20 protein-coding genes are annotated in these 22,690 nt (G+C 56.6%); 9 read left to right on the top strand and 11 right to left on the bottom strand.

The annotated features are described in order from the left end of the window. The first annotated feature begins 82 nt into the window (after positions 1–82). A complete protein-coding gene (locus ACTG3X_RS02430; protein WP_439109639.1) occupies positions 83–1,153 on the top strand; it encodes a YeeE/YedE family protein in 1,071 nt (356 codons plus the stop codon). A 44-nt stretch (positions 1,154–1,197) separates the two neighbouring features. Here the strand turns inward: ACTG3X_RS02430 and ACTG3X_RS02435 are convergent, their stop codons facing one another. Then, positions 1,198–3,393 (bottom strand): primosomal protein N', encoded by a 2,196-nt coding sequence (locus ACTG3X_RS02435; protein ID WP_439109640.1) that lies wholly within the window; start codon positions 3,391–3,393, stop codon positions 1,198–1,200. An 80-nt stretch (positions 3,394–3,473) separates the two neighbouring features. On the opposite strand from ACTG3X_RS02435, the gene fsa reads away from it, so the two are divergent. Genes fsa through ACTG3X_RS02455 form a run of 4 tightly spaced genes read left to right on the top strand, consistent with a single transcriptional unit; the run spans position 3,474 to position 6,492 of the window. Then, entirely contained in the window at positions 3,474–4,127 is a 654-nt protein-coding gene (fsa, locus tag ACTG3X_RS02440) for a fructose-6-phosphate aldolase (RefSeq protein ID WP_439109641.1), read from the top strand. A 36-nt stretch (positions 4,128–4,163) separates the two neighbouring features. Beyond that, positions 4,164–4,871, top strand: coding sequence for a DUF484 family protein (locus tag ACTG3X_RS02445; protein WP_439109642.1), 708 nt, complete (start codon positions 4,164–4,166; stop codon positions 4,869–4,871). Beyond that, the gene (locus ACTG3X_RS02450) at positions 4,868–5,800 is read left to right on the top strand and encodes a tyrosine recombinase XerC (RefSeq protein WP_439109643.1); all 933 of its coding nucleotides are present in this window, start codon (positions 4,868–4,870) and stop codon (positions 5,798–5,800) included. The genes ACTG3X_RS02445 and ACTG3X_RS02450 overlap by 4 nt, the downstream gene beginning before the upstream one ends. After that, positions 5,797–6,492: a CDP-alcohol phosphatidyltransferase family protein gene (locus ACTG3X_RS02455; protein ID WP_439109644.1), complete on the top strand. Its 696-nt coding sequence runs from the start codon at positions 5,797–5,799 to the stop codon at positions 6,490–6,492. The genes ACTG3X_RS02450 and ACTG3X_RS02455 overlap by 4 nt, the downstream gene beginning before the upstream one ends. A gap of 13 nt (positions 6,493–6,505) precedes the next feature. On the opposite strand, the gene ACTG3X_RS02460 is transcribed toward ACTG3X_RS02455, so the two are convergent. The 3 genes from ACTG3X_RS02460 to ileS are packed head-to-tail and all read right to left on the bottom strand — an operon-like array spanning position 6,506 to position 10,720. After that, complete coding sequence (locus ACTG3X_RS02460) at positions 6,506–6,955, bottom strand: methylated-DNA--[protein]-cysteine S-methyltransferase (RefSeq protein WP_439109645.1); 450 nt, start codon at positions 6,953–6,955, stop codon at positions 6,506–6,508. After that, positions 6,952–7,788 carry an EamA family transporter gene (locus ACTG3X_RS02465; RefSeq protein WP_439109646.1) on the bottom strand — a complete coding sequence of 279 codons (837 nt, stop codon included), beginning with the start codon at positions 7,786–7,788 and terminating at the stop codon, positions 6,952–6,954. The genes ACTG3X_RS02460 and ACTG3X_RS02465 overlap by 4 nt, the downstream gene beginning before the upstream one ends. A gap of 28 nt (positions 7,789–7,816) precedes the next feature. Then, the gene (ileS, locus tag ACTG3X_RS02470; RefSeq protein WP_439109647.1) at positions 7,817–10,720 is read right to left on the bottom strand and encodes an isoleucine--tRNA ligase; all 2,904 of its coding nucleotides are present in this window, start codon (positions 10,718–10,720) and stop codon (positions 7,817–7,819) included. A 244-nt stretch (positions 10,721–10,964) separates the two neighbouring features. On the opposite strand from ileS, the gene ACTG3X_RS02475 reads away from it, so the two are divergent. Then, positions 10,965–11,372: a group III truncated hemoglobin gene (locus tag ACTG3X_RS02475; protein ID WP_439109648.1), complete on the top strand. Its 408-nt coding sequence runs from the start codon at positions 10,965–10,967 to the stop codon at positions 11,370–11,372. Here the strand turns inward: ACTG3X_RS02475 and ACTG3X_RS02480 are convergent. The 4 genes from ACTG3X_RS02480 to ACTG3X_RS02495 all read right to left on the bottom strand — a co-directional run bounded on the left by ACTG3X_RS02480 (position 11,369) and on the right by ACTG3X_RS02495 (position 17,242). Continuing rightward, entirely contained in the window at positions 11,369–14,317 is a 2,949-nt protein-coding gene (locus tag ACTG3X_RS02480) for a DUF2339 domain-containing protein (protein WP_439109649.1), read from the bottom strand. The two genes, ACTG3X_RS02475 and ACTG3X_RS02480, sit on opposite strands and share 4 nt — an antisense overlap. Positions 14,318–14,382: 65 nt before the next feature. Continuing rightward, positions 14,383–15,402 (bottom strand): YcjF family protein, encoded by a 1,020-nt coding sequence (locus ACTG3X_RS02485; RefSeq protein WP_439109650.1) that lies wholly within the window; start codon positions 15,400–15,402, stop codon positions 14,383–14,385. Further along, on the bottom strand, positions 15,399–15,833 hold the full coding sequence (locus ACTG3X_RS02490) for a GNAT family N-acetyltransferase (RefSeq protein WP_439109651.1): 435 nt from the start codon (positions 15,831–15,833) through the stop codon (positions 15,399–15,401). Before ACTG3X_RS02490 ends, ACTG3X_RS02485 begins: the two co-directional genes overlap by 4 nt. After that, positions 15,830–17,242, bottom strand: a complete 1,413-nt coding sequence (locus ACTG3X_RS02495) for a YcjX family protein (protein WP_439109681.1) — start codon at positions 17,240–17,242, stop codon at positions 15,830–15,832. Before ACTG3X_RS02495 ends, ACTG3X_RS02490 begins: the two co-directional genes overlap by 4 nt. Before the next feature lie 124 nt (positions 17,243–17,366). Between ACTG3X_RS02495 and truA the strand changes: the two genes are divergently transcribed. Beyond that, positions 17,367–18,134, top strand: coding sequence for a tRNA pseudouridine(38-40) synthase TruA (truA, locus tag ACTG3X_RS02500; protein WP_439109652.1), 768 nt, complete (start codon positions 17,367–17,369; stop codon positions 18,132–18,134). A 40-nt stretch (positions 18,135–18,174) separates the two neighbouring features. On the opposite strand, the gene ACTG3X_RS02505 is transcribed toward truA, so the two are convergent. Continuing rightward, positions 18,175–18,675: an Lrp/AsnC family transcriptional regulator gene (locus tag ACTG3X_RS02505; protein ID WP_439109653.1), complete on the bottom strand. Its 501-nt coding sequence runs from the start codon at positions 18,673–18,675 to the stop codon at positions 18,175–18,177. A gap of 201 nt (positions 18,676–18,876) precedes the next feature. Between ACTG3X_RS02505 and trxB the strand changes: the two genes are divergently transcribed. Both trxB and ACTG3X_RS02515 read left to right on the top strand, forming a co-directional pair. Further along, positions 18,877–19,821: a thioredoxin-disulfide reductase gene (gene trxB / locus ACTG3X_RS02510; RefSeq protein WP_439109654.1), complete on the top strand. Its 945-nt coding sequence runs from the start codon at positions 18,877–18,879 to the stop codon at positions 19,819–19,821. Positions 19,822–20,153: 332 nt separating this feature from the next. Beyond that, entirely contained in the window at positions 20,154–21,869 is a 1,716-nt protein-coding gene (locus ACTG3X_RS02515) for a bifunctional sulfate adenylyltransferase/adenylylsulfate kinase (protein ID WP_439109655.1), read from the top strand. 84 nt (positions 21,870–21,953) lie between these two features. On the opposite strand, the gene ACTG3X_RS02520 is transcribed toward ACTG3X_RS02515, so the two are convergent. Together ACTG3X_RS02520 and ACTG3X_RS02525 are read right to left on the bottom strand one after the other, a co-directional pair. Beyond that, a complete protein-coding gene (locus ACTG3X_RS02520; RefSeq protein ID WP_439109656.1) occupies positions 21,954–22,181 on the bottom strand; it encodes a DUF1150 family protein in 228 nt (75 codons plus the stop codon). 10 nt (positions 22,182–22,191) lie between these two features. Continuing rightward, complete coding sequence (locus ACTG3X_RS02525; RefSeq protein WP_439109657.1) at positions 22,192–22,611, bottom strand: Hsp20 family protein; 420 nt, start codon at positions 22,609–22,611, stop codon at positions 22,192–22,194. Positions 22,612–22,690 lie beyond the last annotated feature (79 nt).

The following is a 22,690-nucleotide window of genomic DNA, read 5'->3' on the forward strand; positions in this document are numbered from 1 at the left end:
GCACCGAACTCTTCAAAACCTGATCCATATCAAAGCATGAATGTGTTTTTACAGATACCTGCAAAAAAGAAAGCGAGGACCGATGGACATTATCCCCCTGATCGAACGGATTGGTGAAGCGCCCACTGCAGCACTGTTTGGCCTGCTAACAGGCCTTGTGTTTGGCATCGCGGCACAACGTTCTCGGTTCTGCCTACGCGCAGCTTCTGTCGAGTTTGCCCGAGGAATGATGAAAGACAAGGTCGCCGTCTGGTTTCTGACATTTTCAACCGCTCTTGTCTGGGTGCAGGGCGCTCAACTTCTTGGACTGATGCAAACACAAGAGGCTCGGATGATGGCCGTTCCAGGAAGCTGGTCTGGCGCCATTCTCGGAGGTCTTCTGTTTGGCGTTGGCATGGTACTGGCGCGAGGCTGCTCCGGACGCCTACTTGTGCTGGCGGCCACCGGCAACCTACGCTCCGTCGTGTCGGGTCTCGTATTTGCTGTCGTGGCGCAAATGTCTCTCTCTGGCGTCCTTTCGCCCTTGCGCGACAAGCTTGCAGGCCTCTGGATCACGGAAGGAGGGCGCAATATGGATTTGCTCGCTACCCTAGGTCTGCCGCAAGGCTCGGGCTTTGCTGTCGGCCTCGCCTTTGCTATTCTCGCGCTCTACATTTCCTTCAAAGAACGAATTGGTGCAGCGCGACTCATCTTTGCGTCTGGTGTAGGCTTCTCTGTCGCGCTTGGTTGGGTGCTGACATACAACCTCGCTCAAGTTGCCTTTGACCCTGTGCAAATCGAAAGCGCCACCTTCTCTGGCCCGTCAGCACATACACTTATGTTCTTTCTGGATCGCAACTCTGTATTGGAGTTTGACGTGGGCCTTGTACCAGGCGTTGTGATTGGATCGCTCTTAGCGGCATTGATCACCCGAGAGTTCAAATTCCAAGGGTTTGCCGACGAAAGCAACATGCGCCGCTCAATGACGGGTGCAGTGTTTATGGGCTTTGGAGCCATGCTCGCAGGTGGCTGCGCTATCGGTGCCGGTGTCACAGGCGGATCCATTTTTGCAGGCACCGCTTGGCTAGCACTCTTCTGCATGTGGATCGGGGCCATGGCAACGGACGCAATTGTCGATCAACGTGGAGCCAAAGGCGCGCAGACAATAAGCTGACTTCGAACTTACCTTCGCAGAATACCCGATCCTGCACGACGGGCCTAATAGAAACTCTGAGGGTCTATATCGACTGTAAGGCGGAGCTGATTGGGAAGCTTAAGCCCCTTGAGCCAAGCCTTGAGAGCTGCTTGCATTGGCGCATCTTTCGGTGCCTTGATGAGCAAGCGAACGCGATGACGCCCCCTTACCCGCGCGACTGGCGCTGGCGCAGGGCCAAAGACCTGGGCACCAATGCGCTCAAGGGCTGTTGCGTTCCGCGCAAGATGCTCACCGAGATCAAAAGCATCTCGTTCGTTTGGCGCGCTAATCACAATGCCTGCGAGGCGGCCAAAGGGCGGCATATTGCTCAGGCGGCGCTCGTCAGATTCTGCACGCCAAAACTGGCGCTCTTCACCTGACATGATCGCCCGCAAGACGGGGTGCTCAGGCTGGTAGGTTTGAAGCATCGCAACACCAGGCTTATCAGCGCGCCCGGCACGGCCCGAGACCTGCCGCATCTGCTGAAAGGTGCGCTCGGCAGCCCGCATATCAGAGCCCTGCAAACCAAGGTCGGCATCAATCACACCAACGAGCGTGAGCAGAGGGAAGTTATGCCCCTTTGCCACAAGCTGCGTGCCGATAATGACATCCGCTGCTCCCTCTGCAATCGCCATAATCTGAGCCTTTAGGGCTCGCGCTGAGCCAAAAAGATCCGAGCTTAACACAGCGACACGCGCGTCAGGGAAGCGCGCGCCGGCCTCTTCAGCCAAGCGCTCTACACCGGGGCCGACAACGGCCAAAGTCCCCTCGGCCTCACAAGCGGGACAAACCTCAGGTATAGGCCGTGTCGCCCCACATTGATGGCACATAAGCTGCTTAAGGAAGCGATGCTCAACCATCCGTGCATCACACTCACTGCAAGCAATTTGTTCACCACATTTACGGCAGAGCGTAACGGGCGCATACCCACGGCGGTTGAGAAACAGAAGCGACTGCTCGCCCTTGAGTATTCGCGCCTTGATCGCGTTTTCAAGCTGCGGCGAGATCCAGCGGTTGGAGGGCAGTTTCACCTGACGCATATCCACAGTACGGAGCTCAGGCAGCACAGCCTCGCCGTAGCGCGCTTTGAGCTCGATGAGTTCATATTTGCCGCTCTGCGCATTGACCCAGCTTTCAAGGCTTGGTGTCGCAGACGCCAGCACCACCTGTGCACTCGATAGAGAGCCCCGCAGCACAGACATATCACGCGCATTATAAAGCGCGCCGTCTTCTTGTTTGTAAGAAGTGTCATGCTCTTCATCAACGACAATCAGCCCCAAATCCTGAAAAGGTAGGAAAAGGGCTGAGCGCGCGCCAATCACTAACTGTGCACCGCCTTCACCTACCATTTTCCACACCCGACGGCGCTCGGTCATGGTTACGCCAGAGTGCCACTCTGCGGCCTTCGCACCAAAGCGCGCCTCAACGCGTCGCATGAAATCGGCGGAAAGTGCAATTTCAGGCAAAAGAACCAAAGCCTGACGCCCTTGTCGCAGAGCTTCAGCCACGGCCTCAAGGTAGACCTCTGTCTTGCCAGAGCCCGTGATCCCCCACAGAAGCGTCGGCGCAAACGTGCCTGATTGTTGTTGCACCACAAGCTTTTCAGCAGCCGCTCTTTGTTCCTCCGTCAGAACCTTACCTGCGCGCGTAGCGTCTAAACGCTGGAAGGGCAAATCCCGTGGCGTATCCTCCTCGCGAACAGCCCCTTGCTTGACCAGCCCCTTGATAACCGACGGCGTAACACCTGCCTGCTCAGCCAGCTCGCGCTGAGTGAAACCCAGCTCTCCAAACTCTTCGAGCGCAGCTAAAACCCGCTGGCGTGCTTCTGTCATCCGGTCGGGCGCATCATGTCCTATGCGATAAATTTTTTGCATCGAGGGAGGGTTGCTGAGCCCGGGCGCACGCGTTGCAAGCCTCAGCATCTGTGGCATGGAGGTAAGCGTATAAGCTCCACACTTCTCAAGAAAAGCACGCATCTCTTCTCGCATTGGAGCCACGTCGAGCACCCGCACAATGCTGCGGGCTTTCTTCAGATCAAACCCGCCAATCCCTGCCCCCCAAACGACGCCAATCACTTTCCGTGGCCCCAAGGGCACTTCGACAAAAGCACCGCGCAGAACGCCACCTTCAGGCGCTTTATAGTCAAGCGTCTGATCGAGTGGCTGGGTTGTGAGCACAGCCACAAGAGCGCCTTCGTCAAAATAATCTTGCTGGCCCACGCACGCTCCGCTTTTGGGTTTAAGACCCCCTTTGTATGAGCTAAGCTGTCTGGCGACAATTCCAATCAACCGAGGTCAGTATGAAGTTCTTTGTAGACACCGCCGAGATCAACGAAATAGCCGAACTGAACGACCTTGGCATGGTCGACGGGGTGACAACCAATCCATCACTGATCTTAAAGTCTGGCCGTGACATCCTTGAAGTTACAAAAGAAATTGCCGACCTTGTCGATGGCCCAGTGAGCGCAGAAGTGGTTGCCTTAGAGGCTGATGCAATGATCGCCGAGGGGCGTAAGCTTGCCGCGATTGCCGAGAATATCGCCGTAAAAGTTCCACTCACCTGGGCTGGCTTGAAAGCGTGCAATACACTGTCCAGCGAAGGTTTCATGGTTAACGTTACTCTTTGCTTCTCTGCCAATCAGGCTCTTCTGGCTGCCAAAGCTGGCGCGACCTTTATCAGCCCTTTTATCGGTCGCCTGGATGACATCAACATTGATGGTCTTGAGCTGATTGCCGATATCCGCACAATCTATGACAACTACGGCTACGGCACTGAAATTCTTGCCGCCTCTATCCGCACAGTCAATCACGCTTTCGAGTGCGCCCGCATCGGCGCCGATGTGATGACCGCTCCTCCCAAAGTTATAAAATCCATGGCCAATCATCCGCTAACAGACAAAGGCCTCGCAGACTTTATGACCGATTGGGAAAAAACTGGTCAAAAAATTCTCTGAGCCGTGCTATAAGGCGCGAAAATAAACGAGGCACTCATGAGCACCAAGGCCCGCATGGACGATGTTCTGCGCGAAAAAATCATTACTGAGCCTGACGTTATACTTGACGATCAGGACGTCATGCGCGCCCTTATCGCTGCAAACGAGCGTACGATGGGCGGCAATATTGTTGATTTGCGTGGCATAGCCATGGAGCGCCTTGAGGCGCGCCTTGACCGCCTTGAAGATACCCATCGCAGCGTCATTGCTGCGGCTTATGAAAACCTTGCAGGCACCAATCAGGTACATCGTGCGATTCTGCGCATGCTCGACCCTGTTGAGTTTGAAGCTTTCCTAAAAGACCTTGGTGGCCCGGTTGCCGAAATCTTACGGGTCGATTGCATTAAACTCGTTCTGGAATCTGTTACGAACGATCAGGACCCAGCTGTGCAGCGCCTCGGCGATGTGCTCACCGTCGTTGAGCCGGGCTATGTGGAAGACTACTTACGCACCGGCCGAAATGGCGGCGAGCCACGACAAGTCACCCTGCGTCAGCTTGAAGAAGGCCCCGCCATCTACGGCGAAGCCGCAGGCTGGATACGCTCGGAAGCCTGCCTCAAGCTAGACTTCGGAGCAGGCCGCTTACCTGGCATGCTACTCATGGGCGGAGAGGATCCGCACCAGTTCACGCCTCAGCAAGGCACCGATCTTTTGGCCTTTTTTGCTGGCGTGTTTGAACGGGCCATGCGACGCTGGTTGTCATGAAACCCGTTTCTCCTGCACTCACGGATATGGTGCAGACATGGCTTGAAACGCAGCGCGCCCTTAAAGGCACGTCAAACAATACTTTGACAGCCTATACCCACGATGTGATGAGCTTTCTTGGGTTTGTGGCGCAGCACACGGGCGGTGAAGCCGGTCTTTCAGCGCTCAAAGCACTCACCATAACCGATATGCGCAGCTGGATGGCAAGCCTACGCCGGGAAGACCTCACCTCGCGCTCCATCGCACGCAAGCTCTCGTCGGTTAAGAGCTTCTTTCGCTGGCTCGGAGAACGAGAGGGCTTTGAAGCCACCGCCGTTCTAAATGCGCGCGCGCCAAAGTTTCAGGCAAAACTGCCCCGGCCTTTGCCCGTAGAAGCCACACGTGATCTCATCAGCGCGCTCGAGGTACAATCGACTGAGCCATGGGTTGGCGCGCGCGATATCGCTGTGGTGACGCTACTCTACGGCTGCGGCTTACGAATTTCCGAAGCCCTAAGCCTCACAATGGCTGACACGCCCCTACCCCAAGTCATTCGCATTACAGGCAAAGGCGGCAAAGAGCGTATCGTCCCGGTGATCGACGCCGCGCGCAAGGCCGTTGCGGCCTATCTCAAGCTGTGTCCCTTTAGAGAGGACACAGGCCCGCTTTTTCGTGGTGTTCGCGGCGGAGCACTTAGCCCGCGCCTGATCCAGAAAGTGATGCAATCCACGCGAATGCAGCTTGGCTTGCCTGCTTCTGCCACGCCCCATGCCATGCGGCACAGCTTTGCCACCCATCTGCTGGCAGCCGGCGGCGACCTCCGCGCTATTCAAGAACTCTTGGGGCACGCCTCACTCTCAACAACACAGGCCTACACGGCGGTTGATGCCCGGCACTTGCTTGATGTATACGAAAAAACCCATCCCAAGTCCGCGAGTAACCGTTCATGACAGCTCAAGCTAAAGCCCTAGCCGTTCACCTGCTTACAGCAACAGGCGCAGTTTTTGCCATGCTTGCCATGCTGGAAGCCATCCAGACAGACTGGCCTATGATGTTTGTCTGGCTCATCGTAGCCTTTGCCGTCGATGGTATAGATGGCCCGCTCGCGCGTCACTATAACGTCAAAGTAAACGCCCCACAATTTGACGGAGTGCTGCTTGACCTCATCATCGACTATCTAACCTATGTCTTCATACCCGCCTATGCACTTTATGCCTCCGGCCTTATGGACGGCTGGTCAGGCTGGGTTGCCATCATAGTTATAACGTTTGGCTCGGCCATGTATTTCGCCGACACTCGGATGAAAACGGCTGATAACTCGTTTTCAGGTTTTCCCGGGTGCTGGAATATGGTCATCCTTGTAATCTTCGCACTCACACCTCCTTGGCAGGTCTGTCTTGCGCTCGTTGCTGTGCTTACTGTCGCAATGTTTATACCGATAAAATTCATCCACCCTGTGCGCACCGAGCGCTGGCGCATTATATCGCTGCCCATGGCGCTTGCTTGGACTGTCTTTGCTGGATTTGCGGCATGGGAAGGCTTTGATCCCATCCCCGTTGTATTCTGGGGGCTTATGATCACCTCGACCTACCTGATCATTGCAGGTGCGGCGCAGCAAGCGATCTATGGCGCGGACGGCTAAGCAGCCTGACCACTCAAATCAGCAACCCACCTGCACACTCGTGTTTCAAAAGCCAAACTTTTGTCTCGATGCCTCCTGCGCCAGAAAAGCCACCAAGCCCACTGGCACCAAGCACGCGATGGCAGGGTATGATCACAGGGATCGGGTTGCTACCACACGCCTGCCCCACAGCCTGCGCAGGCACACCAAGCTCGCGCGAAATATCACCGTAGGTGAGTGTTTCACCAAAGGGGATCCCAGCTATCACCCCACAAACATCCTGCAGAAACCGTGAACCATTCACCTGCAAAGGTAAGTCAAACACCGTTAATTGCCCCGAAAAATAAGCTTCAAGTTGGCGTGCTGCCTCAACAAGCACATCGCTCTGCTCGGTAAAATCACCACCCCACTCGCTCGCCACAAGCGCGCTTTTGTCTTCGACAAGCGTCATCGGCCCTGTGGGTGTCAAGACAGTGCGCCTCATAGCCGTGTCAGGACCACGCCGCCAACAATCAAGCAGGCCGCCAGCACTTTTCCACGGTCCATTCTCTCGCCAAGCACCATCCACCCGATCAGCACCGCAAACAAGATTGAAGTCTCGCGCAGCGCAGTAACCAAAGCAATCGGCGCGACTGTCATCGCCCAGACGGCTATCGCATAGGCCCCGTAAGACGCGCTCGCCGCCAGCGCGCCCACGGCCCAGTCCTTTGGCCCCGCACGCAAGGCCGCCCGCCCACGAAACGCCACGATCAGCGGGGTAAACAGCAGCGCATCCAGTGTAAAAAGCCAGCCGACATACATCACCGCATTGCCCGCCTCGCGCGCGCCGAGCCCGTCAACAAGCGAGTACCCCGCCGTCATACAGGCCGAGCCAAGCGCGAGCGGCACTAACTTGCGGCTCTCCCCGTTGGTGAAAGCCCCACGTGCCATCAGCGCTATCCCAAGGCCCAGCACAGCAATCGCGCCGTATTCAAGCGGCGCGATCACGTCAATCAGCCAAAGAGCAGAAACAAGCGTGACAATCATAGGAGCTGCACCCCGCGCGATAGGGTAAACACGGCTCAAGTCGCCCTGTTCATAGGCAAAGGCAAGGAAAAACTTATACCCCGCATGAAACACACCCGACGCCGCCAGCCAGAGCCAGACGTGCGCCTCAGGCCACGGCTGTGTCATGGCAATGCAAAACCCCGCAATCCCCTGCACCAACGTGAGGATAAACATCGAGGCAATCTTGCTCGCACCCGTCTTGATGAGCGCATTCCAACTTGCATGTAAAAGAGCCGCGCCAAGGACGGCCAGAAAGACCGTCAGGCTCACGCGTGAGCCCCCTCAGCGCGGCAACAAATCACCCAAGCGCCTTGCTACACCGCGCGCATGTGCCCGCATGCTTATGCGTGCCCACATCGGGCAGGATCTTCCAGCAGCGCTCGCATTTCTCGCCATCGGCCTTTTCAAACTCAACGCCAACGCCCTCAACCTCGGGCATACGGAACGCCTCATCCGAAATCGGGTTGTCCGTCAGGCTCATGCCGGAGGTGATGCAAATGTCCTTGAACGGAACCGACTTGAGCGCCTCAAGCATCTCGGGATCGCGCACATAAACAATCGGCGCGGCTTCGAGAGACGCCCCGATCACCTTGTCTGCCCGCTGCACTTCAAGTGCTGCGTTCACAACACGGCGCGCGCGGCGCACATGTCCCCACTTAGCCGCCAGTGGCTCGTCGATCCAGTCGGCGGGCGTGTCGGGCATGTCCTGCAAGTGCACGGAGCCCTTCTCGTCAGGATAACGCGACAGCCACACGTCTTCCATAGTGAAGACAAGCACAGGCGCAAGCCATGTGGTCAGCCGTTCAAAGAGCAAGTCCATGACCGTGCGGGCAGCTTTCGAGCGCAGCGTATCACCGTCGCAATACAAAGCATCTTTACGGATATCGAAGTAAAACGCTGAAAGCTCGACCGTGCAAAAGTTGAAGACCGCAGAAAATACACCTTGGAAATCAAAGGCGCGGTATCCAGCCTTCACCTGTTGATCAAGCTCTGCCAAACGGTGCAGCACATAGCGCTCAAGCTCCGGCATCTCGGCCACGTCCACCCGCTCTTCCTCTTTGAAGTGCGAAAGCGCCCCAAGCATATAGCGCATAGTGTTGCGCAAGCGACGGTAGCTGTCCGCTACCCCTTTCAGGATCTCCGGGCCAATGCGCTGGTCAGCGGTGTAATCCGTCTGCGCCACCCAAAGTCGCAGAATATCTGCCCCATATTGCTTGATGATCTCTTCAGGCACGATGGTGTTGCCGATAGATTTGGACATCTTCATGCCCTTCTCATCTAGCGTAAACCCGTGCGTTACCACATTGCGGTAAGGTGCGCGCCCAAGCGTGCCGCAAGCCTGTAGAAGCGACGAGTGGAACCAGCCACGATGCTGGTCGGTCCCTTCCATGTAAACGTCTGCAATGCCATCAGGCGCGCCATCTTCGCGGTCGCGCAAGACAAAGGCGTGCGTCGAGCCAGAGTCAAACCATACATCCAGCACGTCAAAGACTTGCTCCCATTCATCCGCATTGTAGCCTTCGCCGAGGAAGCGCTCTTTCGCACCGTCAACATACCAGCAATCCGCGCCTTCGGCCTCAAACGCTTCGGCAATCCGCGCATTGACCTCAGGGTCGCGCAGAAGGAAGCCTTCGTCCGTCGGCAGCTTGCCTACGCGCGTAAAGCATGTGAGCGGAACGCCCCAAGCGCGCTGACGGGACAAAACCCAATCAGGCCGCGCCTCGATCATGCTGTAAAGCCTGTTGCGCCCAGTTTGCGGCGTCCATTTAACCAGCTGGTCAATCGAGTTCAAAGCCCGCTCGCGAATGCTCTTACCCATCTCGTCCTGCCCGTCGCCCACTGCACGGTCAACGCTGGCAAACCACTGCGGCGTGTTGCGGAAGATGATCGGCGCTTTAGAACGCCACGAATGCGGATAGCTATGTTTGATCTTTCCACGCGCCAACAGCCCGCCAACTTCGACAAGCTTGTTGATGATCGCGGTATTTGCATCGCCCTCGCCCCCCTTGCGGCTGAGGATATACTTGCCGCCAAAAAACGGCAGATCGGCGCGAAAGCCCCCGTCATCCATAACGTTATAAGTGAGCACCTGCTCCAGCATCCCCAAGTCACGGTAAAGCTCGAATTCTTCCATCCCGTGAGACGGCGCACAGTGTACAAACCCCGTGCCCTCGGTGTCGGTCACAAACTCCGCCGCACGGAAATCGCGCAGATCGTCCCACTCACCATTGCCACCCTCTGCACCATGGAGCGGGTGTTTCAAGCTCAGGCCTGCAAGCTCTTCACTCGGCACATCGCGCACACGGGTCCACATGCCGCCCTCAAGCCGCGCCTTGGCAAAGACATCTGCCGCAAGATTGTCAGCCAGAAGATACCTGTCGCCCACATTGGCCCAGCACTCTTCTGGCGTAGAAATTACTTCATACAGCCCGTAATAAATCCCCGCACCATAGACCACAGCTTTGTTGCTTGGGAGTGTCCAGGGGGTCGTCGTCCAGATAACAACCTTTGCGCCATCCAGCTCCGAGCCGTTAACAACTTCAAACTTCACCCAAACAGTAAAGCTCTCCTTGTCGTGATACTCCACTTCGGCCTCCGCCAAGGCGGTCTGCTCCATGGGGCTCCACATCACAGGCTTGCTACCCTGATAGAGCGTGCCGTTCATAAGAAACTTCATGAACTCTTCCGCAATCACGCGTTCAGCATGATAATCCATCGTCAGATAAGGGTCCGCCCAGTTGCCTGTGACGCCAAGCCGCTTGAACTCGCCGCGCTGGATGTCGACCCAGCCCTCGGCAAACTTGCGGCACTCCTGACGGAAATCAACGATGTTCACATCGTCCTTGTTCTTGCCCTTCTTGCGATACTGTTCCTCGATCTTCCACTCGATCGGCAGCCCGTGACAGTCCCACCCTGGTACATAGCGGGCATCATGGCCCATCATTTGATGTGAGCGCACGATCATATCTTTGATCGTCTTGTTGAGCGCGTGGCCAATGTGCAAATGCCCGTTCGCATAAGGAGGGCCATCATGCAAAATAAAAGGTTCGCGTCCCTCTTTCTCCCGCAGGCGGTCATAGACGCCAATTTCCTCCCAACGCGCCAACCAGGCCGGCTCACGGTTGGGCAATCCCGCGCGCATCGGGAAGTCGGTTTCAGGCAGGTTCAGCGTGTCTTTATAGTCGGGCGTATCGGCGCACATATTTGGCGTCCTTCGGATCAGATTTCAGGGTTGTATGCTTCTGCGGCGTGGGCTCCCCAAGCGCCTTTTCCCGACAGCTCTTCTTCAGAGCGTCGGGCAAATAATTCGTATAATGATCAGGTCTGGCCGTGTCATAAGCTGCGTTATAGGCCGCTCCTGCGCGCGCGTCCAGAGCGACAATCTGCCCCCTCGCATCTGCTCGGCAACAGGCAGACCATACGCCCGAACAACCTACAGGTCCGCCATGTCCTCGCTCGCCCCCCGCTTCATGATCACAGCCTCAGATATCGACTTGGTCATGGCGCGCTTTTACGCGGCTATCCGCGCGCATGAGGTCATAGGGCCTATCTTCGCCGCCCATATCTCACACTGGCCCGAGCACGAGGCAAAAATCGGCGGCTTCTGGAAAAAAGCGATCCTTCATGAAGACAGCTATTCAGGCAACCCGATGATGACCCATATGGGGGTGCACGAAATGCGCGCGCATCACTTCGAAATCTGGCTCGGCCTGTTTGACGAAGTGCTGAGCGAAACACTCGAAGACGCGCCCGCTGCCGCCTTCTCCGCGCTGGCACACCGTATAGGCCGTGGGTTGCGCCTAGGTATTGAGCAGCGCGACGCCCCGAAAGGTTCCGTGCCGATCTTGACCTAATCAGGATCGCTCGCTTTCGGCCTAACGGGCTTCGCCTTACGTTTCGGCTGTGGTGTTGGTTTGGCCTCAGACTCTGGCTCAGAAGCCTTTGCAACAATAGTTTCATCGTTCCGCTCATCAGGCGGTTCTACCCCATCGGGGGCGCTGTCGTCCCAGCCGTCCGAAAGCTTGCGGTTGATCCAGGTCAGCCCCAGCAAAGCCAGCCCCAGCCCCATAAACGAGAAGACCCGCGTTAGCCCTGACAGCCCAGACATATCCACGAGAAAGACCTTGGCAATCGTCAGCCCAACACCTGCCATGGCCACCTTACGCAGGCTTACCGAGCGTCGCTTGTATGCCAAAAGCAGCAGGGCAACAGATGTCACCAACATCAAGAGCGTATAGGCATATAGCTCTCCATCCGTAACGCCGCGCACCGAAAGGTCATCGCCTCGAAACAAACGTCGTGTTTCAAAGACACCATATATCGCCCCGTAGACAGCGGCTAAAGCATAGCCCGCCTGCTGCATAATTTCATGCTTGGCCAACTTCCACGCGGCAAAGGCAAACAGGCCTGCAACAGGCAGATAGGCCACCATCAGGCTGTCAAAGATGTAAGGTCCAAACACTAACTCGCGCGAAAAGAAACCTCCAAAGAGCGGGTTGGCCAGCACAAATTGCGCCGCAAGGCTCAGCACAGTTGCGCCACCAAAGAGCAACATCAGAACATAGCGCATAGCAATCTGGAGTGCATAGCGTGTGGAGCTAAGGCGGTAAACTTGCGCCAAACACGCAGCGCCCCAGATCACAGCCCAAAGGCCTAGCCCCCAGTGGCTAAACAAATCGCCCTCAAACACACGCATGAGCGCCACAGCTATGCCCACAAGCGCAATCAGCCAAATGGCAGATTCTATCGCCACTTTAGCTGGCATGCGCACTGGCTCAGCTCCAGTAAACCACCATGCCACAGAAAGCAGAATAAGCACGCCCACATAGGCCACAAAAGCGTCAATTGCACTGGCATCATCCAGAGCCCAAACGATACCAGGGTCGGCCACAAGCCGATAGGTAATCACTGCCACCCCGAGCTGCACAAACCAGCCTAAAAGTGGCAGCTCAAACTTGCGATCTGCCAAGATAATCAGCGTAACCATCGCGGCCAAAGCCAGCGAAAGAGCCGTTTTGGTCAATATCAGGAAAAGCGCCATAGAAATCAGCGTGAGAGCCGCCAGTGCAAACAGCCCGGTACGCGCCACGCGTATACCATCCGCATCCCCCGCCTTTGCACAGCGCTCCGCCAAAAGCGTCATAAAGCCTGCCAGTAGAATAGCGCATAGAGCCCAAGGATAGGCTCCGATTATGTTTTTGACGGGCCAGACAAACTCTAAAACGAGATAGACCGCAGGTGCGAACACCGCTGCCCCCAACGCCCATGTAAGCGCCGCATCCGCACCGCTCTCACCACTGCGCGCTGCCCGTGTCATGCGCCAGAAGCCCGCCAGTGAGATAAACGCACCCGCAGCAACAATGCTGTAAGCCATCCATGCCACACTGGGCGCCGCCACCTCAGGGTCACGCGTCACACTTGCGAGCATAGCGCGCGCCAAAGGGCCAGTGTTCATCCCTTCAATCAGAAGACCGAGCAAAAGCCCTGCTGCCGGAAAAGCGGCTTGGTCATAAAGCGCACGCGCTGGCTCCGCCCAGATCACGATCAACACCAGCAAAGCCAGCAACATCCCAAGACCAAGCCATGCCTCAGCCGGCACTGCAGCGCCCACCCAGATCATCAGGGCCGCTAACGTCACCATGATCATTACACCGCCCATAAGCCGCGTAGGAAATTCGGGAAACTTGCGCAATCCAAAGCCTGCGGTCTCACTCAACGCTGCGCCGCCATGGTTTGGTATAAGGCTACGAACAGGTATAACAAGCGTACCCAAGCTCACGACAAACATAGAGGCCGCAAAGGCAAAAACGCCTGTTTCCGCCAGAAACAAAAGCCAGATCGCGGCCGATCCGAGCACAAGCCCCAACACCGATATCCACGCCCAACGCTTCACCGTGTCAATGCCCAGCGCCATCAAGATCACCAGTACAAAGTAGTAGTACAGCTCAGGCGGCGCACCGGCTCCCGTACTGAGGGCAAAGGGCGCTACCATCGCCCCAATAATACCAATTGCCGCCAGAACCGGGCCGTAAAACCAGCCTATCACCATGGCAAACCCTGAGACAGCCACAAGCCCGATCAGCGCTGTATTGTTGCCAATCAGCCCATACATGAGACGTGCAGACAAAACCGCAGCAAACAGCGTGGCGACACCCGCGCCAGACAGTACCGAAGGCATGTGCCGCATCAACGGCTCGTCCTCGTCGCCATATCGGCGGCGCACTCTCTCGCCTGCAGCAACCAGAGCGCCACCAAACCCAAGCGCAGCCATAACCCTCCAAAACGGGCTTAGAACACCGTTCTCAATACCGTATTGCACCATAAACAGCCCCGCTAAGGCCAGCGAGGCCGCTGCAATTGCCAGAACCCAGTTCACCTTGAGCCAAGTCAGCAGCTGATCAAATTTCTTCTCTGTAAAGACAAAAGCCTGCGGCGGCTCTGGGGGGCGTGGCGCAGGCTCGCGCGCGACGGCAGGTACACTGGTTCGTGCGTCTTTGCTTTCTGTGGCCACGGCCGCAGCCACCTGTATGGCTGCGTTGTGACTCGCTCGCTCAGAACCAGAGCCAGGCTCGGGATCGGTTTGCGTCAGCTTGACCGTTTTGCGCTTTTTGGGCTGAGTTGTGTCAAGCTCTTCGGCTTGCCGCTTCATATCGCGCAACTCTTGAGCAAACAGCCCATGATCCTTTCTCAGCTCATTGAGCTGGCGCTGCAGTACACTCAGCCGGACCAGCGCCACAGGGATCCCGAGCAGAACGAGGCCCACAAATATAATTGCCACAAGAAAAAGCAGACCATCCATGGCACAAACACCTAAACAAATTACCTAAAAATGACGATAAGCGCTCCAAAGCGGCAAAACAAGCGTCAGCTTTTGCCCTTGCCCGCGCCAAACACCCCTTTGAGCGCGCGGCCCACAGTGGCGGAAACAGAGGGGCGCGGCACCGATACAAAGGGCAGAGGGCGGCACACGTCCATCGCCGCTATGCCGACCCGCGCAGTCAAGGCACCGTTGATCACCCCCTCACCAAAGCGGCGAGAGAGCTTGGCGATGACGCCTCCACCAGCAAGCGAGCTGATCATATCATCCCCCACAGCCACGGCCCCCGTGGCCACAAGGTGCGTCATCACAGCCTTGAGCAAACGCCAATTTCCCAGCGCACCAGAGCGTCCACCATAGACTTCGGCAATACGGCGGATCATCCGCAAGTTCGCTGTCAGGGCCGCCGCAACATCGGCCAAAGCCAAAGGCACAAGGGCTGTAACTGTCGCCACCTGCCTTGCTGCTGCCTCCACCTCGCCCAATGCAAGCGCATCCAAAGGCTGCAACAGCTCCCGCTCGCCCAACGCCAAAAGCGCATCTGCATCGAGAGGTTCCCCGGCGCGCTCCACATAACGTGCAAGGGCCCAATCCATTTCACTACGCCCTTTATACAGCCGCAGCAGTTGCCCCATGGCTCCCCGCGCCTCTGATAGCGAAGCTGTCGCAACAGCCGCAGCACTGGCTTGACGAATACTGTCCAGCCGCTTGAGCCGCCCAAAGGCTGCCAGCTCGCGTAGCGCCATAACGAGTAACAGCGCAACAAGGCCACCCATCAGCCCAACAACAGCGTAGCCCAAGACGGGCACGCGCGCGATCATGCTCACAGCAAAATCCCAAGCGGCAACAGAGACAATCGCAACCAGAAGCGCCCCGACCAAAGACCAGAACCATCTGGCCACCCGCGAGGGCCGCCGCGAAGCAAACCGCATGGCAGCGCCCATCGCCTCGCCCGTGGCAGGCAGATCTGATAGATCTGGTACGGCAGGCGCGTCAGCAGGCTTGGCCGCCTCTGCCGCACCCAGCTCAATCAGAACGGGCCGCTTGCCTGTGCTGTCCCTAGTCATCGCACGCACCGCTCCCATGTCATGAAAATGTCTGGCACGCCTTCGTCATTGCCCGCGCCAAACCCTCGCCGCACCTCGCGAAAGCCGTGGCGCGCGTAGAACTGTCTCGCGCCATCATTGGCTTCGGCCGTATAAAGCTCCAGACGCTCGATTTCAGCTTGTGCCGCAGTCAAAAGAGCCGCCCCCGCGCCCTGCCGGCGCCACTTAGGGCACGCATAAAGCGCGTGTAAGCGCATGCCGTCGCGTGCAAGAAAGGCTCTCACACCCGCCTGCTTTCGCCAGAACAAGACCTTGCCTTGCAAGACAAGCTTGCCAAGCGCGACCGCATCTTCGTAGCGCGCACGCGCCACAGGCCCGTTGGCGCGCGTAGTGGCCCAAAGAATGCCCAGCAAGGCGGGCAAATGCCATATCCGTGCCCGTGCCACGCTCATAAACGATCCCCGATCAGAAACTCCGCGGCGCGATCCATCCGGATGTGTGGTGGCCCGTCACCCCGCGCAAGGTCTAACACCGAGGGCGCAAAACTCATGATCTGATAATCCTGATCAAGCCAGCGCACTGCCCCATCACGGGCCGGCTGCAAAAGTTGGTTGGGATCGCGCGGCAAATCACCCGCATAAAAGGCCGCTTGACGCCCGTCATCAAGCAGTTTTCCGCGCACAAGTTTCAGCATCTCACCCTCATGCTCCATCTCGTCTTCGACAGTCGCCCTAAGTGCAGCGACAGACATCGCGCGCACGTCTGCCCCCGCAAAACGCGCGCGGTCGGACGCTTTACGCACCATCGCCTCGACAATCCCGGTCAGCGCAGCGTGCTGTTCATGATGCAGATGGTCGGCCTTTGTGGCCGCAAACAAGATCTTCTCCACCCTCCGCCCATGAACAAGACGCCTCAAAAAAGCATTCTGGCCAGGCTTGAAAGCCAACAAAATGTCACTCATCGCGCGGCGCATGTCCTCAACAGCTTGCGGCCCCTTATGAATGGCCCCCAGCGCGTCCAAAAGCACCACCTGCCTATCAATCTTAGCAAAATGCTCGCGAAAAAACGGCACAACAACCTTGGCTTTGTAGGCCTCAAAGCGCCGCTCCATCTCGCGCCAAAGGCTGCGCCGCGCAGCGCCCCCAACAGGGGCCAAAGGCGCAAACGTTAGCACAGGCGAGCCCGCCAACTCTCCTGGCAGCAAAAAACGACCAGGCGTGCAGTCATAGTACCCGGCATTGCGCGCCTGAGTGAGATAAGCAGTAAAAGCAGCAGCCAAAGCCTGCGCATGAGCCTCCTCCAGACTGCCAGCTCCGTCGGTGGCGTTTGCAAGCGCCAGAAAATCAGCAGCCTCCTGCCGTGTCGCAAGCCGTTCAATGACCTCAGAAGACCAGTCTGCATAGCTTTTGCTCATCAAGCCGAGGTCCAAAAGCCACTCACCTGGGTAATCCACAATATCTATGTGAACAATGCGAGGCCCTGACAACCCAGCCAAAAGCCCCCGTGGCTGCACCCTGAGAGAGAGCCGTAACTCACTGACCGCGCGCGTGGAGCTCGGCCAATGTGGGCTGGGCCCTGTCAGTGCGCCCAAATGGTCTTCAAAAGCAAAGCGCGCCACCGTGTCATCGGGCTGAGGCTGCAAATAGGCTGCTTCTATGCGCCCTTGCGCCTGTGCACCAAGCCCGCCCATGCGGCCTCGATCAAGCAGATTGGCAACAAGAGACGTAATGAAAACCGTCTTACCGGCCCGCGCAAGCCCCGTCACCCCCACACGGATCACAGGCTCGAGAAACGCCTCTGAAACCGTCCCTGTCAGGTTTTCAACCTGCCGCGTGATACTATCGGCCAACTCACTGATCAATGCCACGGCTCCCTCTGACCTGCCTCTTCACAAGATAGTCTTCCTTGTCCCAGCTTGCCAGAGGGGAGCTTGCTGACAAACTTCCCCGCTTGCTGCAGAGAGCTCTGCACGCTAAAGCCGGCATATGCCCAGATATGCTCTAAAAATCGAATACAACGGCGCACCCTTTTCGGGCTGGCAACGCCAAAAAGAAGAAACAACCGTGCAGGGCACGATTGAGGCCGCTTTGGCAAAAATCGAGCCTCGCGTGCACCAGATTGCAGCCGCGGGCCGTACTGATGCAGGCGTTCATGCCTTGGGCCAAGTTGCGCACGCAGACATGGAACGTGACTGGAGCACCTTTCGGCTCTCAGAAGCGCTAAACTACCACCTGCGCCCTTCTCCTATCGCGATTGTCGGCTGCGCTATTGTTCCTGATGATTGGCATGCCCGTTTTGGCGCCATTGAGCGGCATTACTTCTTTCGGCTTTGCGCAAGGCGCGCGCCTATAATACATGACCAAGGCTCTGTTTGGCAGGTCAAGAATACGCTGAGCCTTGAAGCCATGCGCCAAGGTGCGGCACTGCTGGTCGGCAAGCACGACTTCACGACATTCCGCTCAACGATTTGCCAAGCCGCAAGCCCGGTCAAAACACTGGATGAAATAACCATTTCCGCTCACCCGATTGCAGCCGGAATTGAATATCACTTCTACCTGAGAGCGCGCTCATTTTTGCACAATCAGGTGCGTTCAATCGTTGGCACGCTCGAGCGCGTGGGCGCGGGGTCATGGGCACCAGAAGATATCACCACAGCCCTCGCTGCGCGTGACAGAGCCGCATGTGGCCCGGTCTGTCCGCCTCATGGTCTTTATTTACAAAACGTAAAATACCCCGAAGACCCTTTCGCTTAGACCTACATTAGAGCCAAGGGAGTAGAAACCGGGTCACCTCTTAGGCTTGTTTTGCGAGCCTGGCTTCAAGCACATCAAAGGGCACGCCTGGCTCGTCTTTCGCACCGCGAATAACCAGCGATGTCTTCACGCTCGCGACATTTTCTGCAGACGTCAGATCTTCCGTCAAAAAGCTCTGGAAGGTGGAAAGATCAGGCGCCACGCATTTCAGGATGAAATCAACTTCTCCATTCAGCATGTGGCACTCGCGAACGAGCGGCCAAGCACGGCAGCGCGCCTCAAAGGCCGACAAGTCGACCTCGGCTTGGCTCATGAGCCCGACCATGGCAAAAACCTGCACTTCAAAGCCAAGCTCGCGTGGGTTAACCTCCGCATGGTATCCACGGATGAAGCCAGCCTCTTCGAGTGTCCGAACGCGGCGCAGACACGGTGGAGCAGAAATACCCACTCGTTTTGCAAGCTCAACATTCGTCATACGCCCATCTGACTGTAGTTCAGCCAGAATCTTGCGATCAATCTCATCCAGCCGCGTCTGTGGCATGATCTCTTCCTTCTTGATTGAGGAGATTGTTATATCACCACCCCGCCTGAGCGCAACAATGTTTCAACGAGACGCAAGAAAACTAAAGTATATTCAGAAATACGGTTCCATTCGGCAAAAGCCTGCCCCTCTTTTCTTCCCAAGACGACACGGCTATATCCTTAAGCAACAGATATACTCAAGAAAACGGGAGCCCAACGCATGGCTGACACACGGCACACCAAAGTTCTGATCATCGGCTCTGGCCCTGCGGGCTACACAGCAGGCGTCTATGCCTCCCGTGCGATGCTCGAGCCAATTCTGGTCCAAGGCATTGAGCCGGGCGGGCAGCTCACCACAACGACCGAAGTTGAGAACTGGCCTGGCGACACAGATGTCCAAGGCCCGGACCTGATGATCCGCATGGAAGCTCACGCAAAAGCGATGGGCACAGAGATCATCGGTGATATCATCACCGATCTCGACCTGTCAGAGCGCCCCTTCAAGGCAACGGGCGACAGCGGTACGCTTTACACCTGTGACGCGGTCATCCTTGCCACGGGTGCGCGTGCCAAATGGCTCGGCTTGCCAACAGAAGAAAAGTTCAAAGGCTTTGGTGTCTCTGCCTGCGCAACTTGCGATGGTTTCTTTTATCGCGGCCAAGAGATTGTTGTTGTCGGTGGTGGCAATACCGCAGTTGAGGAAGCGTTGTTCCTCACGAATTTCGCGTCCAAAGTCACCCTCGTCCACCGCCGCGACGAACTGCGCTCAGAAAAGATCCTCGAGAACCGTCTGCTCAATAACCCAAAAATCGAGACGCTCTGGTTTCACGAGATCGACGAAGTCTATGGAACCGAGAGCCCCTTGGGTGTCGAAGGCGTAAAGGTCAAACACACGAAGACGGGCGAAATCACGGATATACCGTGTAAAGGCGTATTCATCGCGATTGGTCACGCGCCAGCGAATGAGCTGGTCAAAGATGTGCTCGAAACACACATGGGCGGGTATGTTGTCACCAAACCAGATAGCACAGAAACCTCTATTCCTGGTGTTTTCGCCGCAGGTGACCTGACAGATCACAAATATCGCCAAGCCGTCACATCCGCGGGCATGGGTTGCATGGCCGCTCTGGAGGCCGAACGCTTCTTGGCGGAACAGGATAGCTAAGGCAAAGCCCCAATAAGAAACTCTCGCCAAGATCAGTCTTGGCGAGAGCACTTGGGTAAGCTAGGCCCCTGCGCCAAATAAGGATGCACTCAGTTTTAAGGCAGCTCAGGGAACCGCGCCCCACAAAGCAAGGTCGCCTACGCGGCATCGCGCCCTAAATTTTTGGCACGTTATAACCCAATTTTAAGCTGCGCCTGAAATGACTCACCGCAAGCGCTTTTTCACAACAATGTCATCCTTACGCTTGAAAATTGCCCGCCTGCTGTAATAGCTGGCTTAAATTCGTATAAATTATGGCACAAAAATGTGCTGCCTAAAAAAGAGTAGTGTCTATGATTGCATCCAACCTTACCCCCATCCCTGAGCTCTATGTTTCCTACGAGAGTGCCCAGAAACTCAAGGTGGAAGCCGCCGATTTAGTCAGCCATGATCTTACTCCGCGCCAAATCTGCGATCTTGAACTTCTTATGAATGGCGGTTTCAACCCGCTCAAAGGGTTCATGTCTGAAGCTGACTATGACGGCGTTGTCGACGATATGCGCCTCACAGACGGTTCGCTCTGGCCTATTCCGATCACACTTGATGTCGGCGAAGACTTTGCCGCCAAGCTGGACATTGGGCAGGATATTGCTCTGCGTGACCAAGAAGGCGTTATTCTTGCGACCATGACCGTAACTGACCGATGGGAGCCCAACAAAGCCCACGAGGCAGAAAAAGTATTTGGCGCTGACGATGATGCACACCCGGCGGTTAATTACCTGCACAACCAAGCAGGCAAGATATATTTGGGCGGTCCTGTAACGGGCATTCAGCAGCCTGTGCACTATGATTTCCGAGGTCGTCGTGACACACCGAACGAGCTGCGCGCCTACTTTCGCAAGCTGGGCTGGCGCAAGGTTGTTGCCTTCCAGACCCGCAACCCTCTGCACCGCGCCCACCAAGAGCTGACATTCCGCGCAGCACGTGAGGCGCAGGCCAACCTGCTTATTCATCCGGTTGTTGGCATGACCAAGCCGGGCGACGTTGACCACTTCACTCGTGTGCGCTGCTATGAGGCCGTGCTTGACAAATATCCGGCCTCGACAACGTCGATGAGCCTGCTCAACCTTGCCATGCGGATGGCAGGCCCCCGCGAAGCCGTCTGGCACGGGCTTATCAGGGCCAACCACGGCTGCACCCACTTCATCGTTGGCCGAGACCACGCAGGCCCTGGCAAAAATTCAGCTGGTGAAGATTTTTACGGTCCTTACGACGCCCAAGAGCTTTTCCGTAAGTATCAGGATGAAATCGGCGTTGAGATGGTCGACTTCAAACATATGGTTTGGGTGCAAGAGCGCGCCCAGTACGAGCCGATGGATGAAATCAAAGACAAAGATGATGTCACGATCCTGAACATCTCAGGTACCGAGCTACGCCGCCGCCTGCAAGAAGGGCTGGAAATTCCTGAATGGTTCTCCTTCCCTGAAGTCGTCGCCGAGCTGCGCAAAACACGGCCACCACGCGCACAGCAAGGCTTCACTGTCTTTTTCACTGGCTTCTCAGGCTCGGGCAAATCAACCATCGCCAACGCGCTTATGGTGAAGCTGATGGAAATGGGGGGCCGCCCCGTGACCTTGCTTGACGGTGATATCGTGCGAAAGAACCTCAGTTCCGAGCTTGGCTTCTCGAAAGAGCACCGAGACCTCAACATCCGCCGGATTGGCTATGTCGCCAGCGAAATCACTAAGAACGGCGGAATTGCCATCTGCGCACCGATCGCACCATATGCAACGACGCGTCGCGCCGTGCGTGAAGATGTAGAAGCCTTTGGTGCCTTTGTCGAAATTCACGTGGCAACCTCAATTGAGGAATGCGAGCGCCGTGATCGCAAAGGGCTTTATAAGCTGGCACGTGAAGGCAAAATCAAGGAATTCACAGGGATCTCTGATCCCTACGATGTGCCCGCAAATCCGGAACTCAGTGTTGAGACCGAAAACGTCGATGTCGACAATTGCGCGCACCAGGTACTACTCAAGCTTGAGAGCATGGGCCTGATCGCAGCTCAGTGAAGCGAAACCGAACACGCAAAAGCGCCCGCCCCTGAAGAAGAGGCGGGCGCTTTTTTGTACGGCAACAGGGGCTGATACCGAGCCTTAATGAACTGTCACAGGAGTCATGTCATTCTGACGCGCCAGAACAAACGCCAACTGGCGATCTTTCACAAGCGCAAGCCGCTCTCCCGCGGCATCGTGCACAGCGTATAGCTTCTTTGCACCCATAAGCTGGGCACGCACATCATCAGGCAAGTCTGCTGCAGCCACTTCCCGTACATAGACGATGGGCCGTTTGGCATGTTCGTTAAAATCGTATGGTGTGTCCATGTCGCGCTCCTTACTTTGATGCTGCTTTGATCTTGATCGTCTGCACAACCTGTTCCGGCTCTGCGCGGGTGAGGTCGATGTGCAAAAGACCATTCTCCATGATCGCCTCACCCACCTCGACACCGTCAGCCAGCACGAAGCTACGCTGGAACTGACGCGCGGCAATACCACGATGCAAGAATATGCGTTCTTCACCTTCGTCATTCTGACGTCCGCGAATAACAAGCTGTTTGTCTTCTATAGTGATCGCAAGATCATCTTCACCGAACCCGGCGACAGCCAAAGTGATCCGGTAAGAATTGCGGCAGGTCTGTTCGATGTTGAATGGAGGGTATCCCTCATTGCCTGATTTTGCCGTGCGCTCGAGAAGGCGCTCCAGCTGTTCAAAGCCGAGAAGGTAGGGGTGAGACCCCAAAGTAAGTTTGCTCATGACACGCCCTTTTATGGTCAAGCGACAGTGTGTTTCATCTGGCCCCGATGTGGCAGCCATCTGAAGTGTAATATGGGAA

This window comes from Lentibacter sp. (assembly GCF_965658795.1).
Classification (GTDB): domain Bacteria; phylum Pseudomonadota; class Alphaproteobacteria; order Rhodobacterales; family Rhodobacteraceae; genus Lentibacter.

What these genes read in the sequence shown, in the direction of transcription:
- ACTG3X_RS02505 (WP_439109653.1), bottom strand. Translation starts at nt 18,675, where the DNA reads ATGCCACAGACGCGGCTGGATGAGATTGATCGCAAGATTCTGGCTGAA.
- ACTG3X_RS02450 (WP_439109643.1), top strand. Translation starts at nt 4,868, where the DNA reads ATGAAACCCGTTTCTCCTGCACTCACGGATATGGTGCAGACATGGCTT.
- truA (WP_439109652.1), top strand. Translation starts at nt 17,367, where the DNA reads ATGCCCAGATATGCTCTAAAAATCGAATACAACGGCGCACCCTTTTCG.
- ACTG3X_RS02455 (WP_439109644.1), top strand. Translation starts at nt 5,797, where the DNA reads ATGACAGCTCAAGCTAAAGCCCTAGCCGTTCACCTGCTTACAGCAACA.
- ACTG3X_RS02515 (WP_439109655.1), top strand. Translation starts at nt 20,154, where the DNA reads ATGATTGCATCCAACCTTACCCCCATCCCTGAGCTCTATGTTTCCTAC.
- ACTG3X_RS02445 (WP_439109642.1), top strand. Translation starts at nt 4,164, where the DNA reads ATGAGCACCAAGGCCCGCATGGACGATGTTCTGCGCGAAAAAATCATT.
- ACTG3X_RS02525 (WP_439109657.1), bottom strand. Translation starts at nt 22,611, where the DNA reads ATGAGCAAACTTACTTTGGGGTCTCACCCCTACCTTCTCGGCTTTGAA.
- ACTG3X_RS02460 (WP_439109645.1), bottom strand. Translation starts at nt 6,955, where the DNA reads ATGAGGCGCACTGTCTTGACACCCACAGGGCCGATGACGCTTGTCGAA.
- trxB (WP_439109654.1), top strand. Translation starts at nt 18,877, where the DNA reads ATGGCTGACACACGGCACACCAAAGTTCTGATCATCGGCTCTGGCCCT.
- ACTG3X_RS02480 (WP_439109649.1), bottom strand. Translation starts at nt 14,317, where the DNA reads ATGGATGGTCTGCTTTTTCTTGTGGCAATTATATTTGTGGGCCTCGTT.
- ACTG3X_RS02485 (WP_439109650.1), bottom strand. Translation starts at nt 15,402, where the DNA reads ATGACTAGGGACAGCACAGGCAAGCGGCCCGTTCTGATTGAGCTGGGT.
- fsa (WP_439109641.1), top strand. Translation starts at nt 3,474, where the DNA reads ATGAAGTTCTTTGTAGACACCGCCGAGATCAACGAAATAGCCGAACTG.
- ACTG3X_RS02490 (WP_439109651.1), bottom strand. Translation starts at nt 15,833, where the DNA reads ATGAGCGTGGCACGGGCACGGATATGGCATTTGCCCGCCTTGCTGGGC.
- ACTG3X_RS02430 (WP_439109639.1), top strand. Translation starts at nt 83, where the DNA reads ATGGACATTATCCCCCTGATCGAACGGATTGGTGAAGCGCCCACTGCA.
- ileS (WP_439109647.1), bottom strand. Translation starts at nt 10,720, where the DNA reads ATGTGCGCCGATACGCCCGACTATAAAGACACGCTGAACCTGCCTGAA.
- ACTG3X_RS02520 (WP_439109656.1), bottom strand. Translation starts at nt 22,181, where the DNA reads ATGGACACACCATACGATTTTAACGAACATGCCAAACGGCCCATCGTC.
- ACTG3X_RS02475 (WP_439109648.1), top strand. Translation starts at nt 10,965, where the DNA reads ATGTCCTCGCTCGCCCCCCGCTTCATGATCACAGCCTCAGATATCGAC.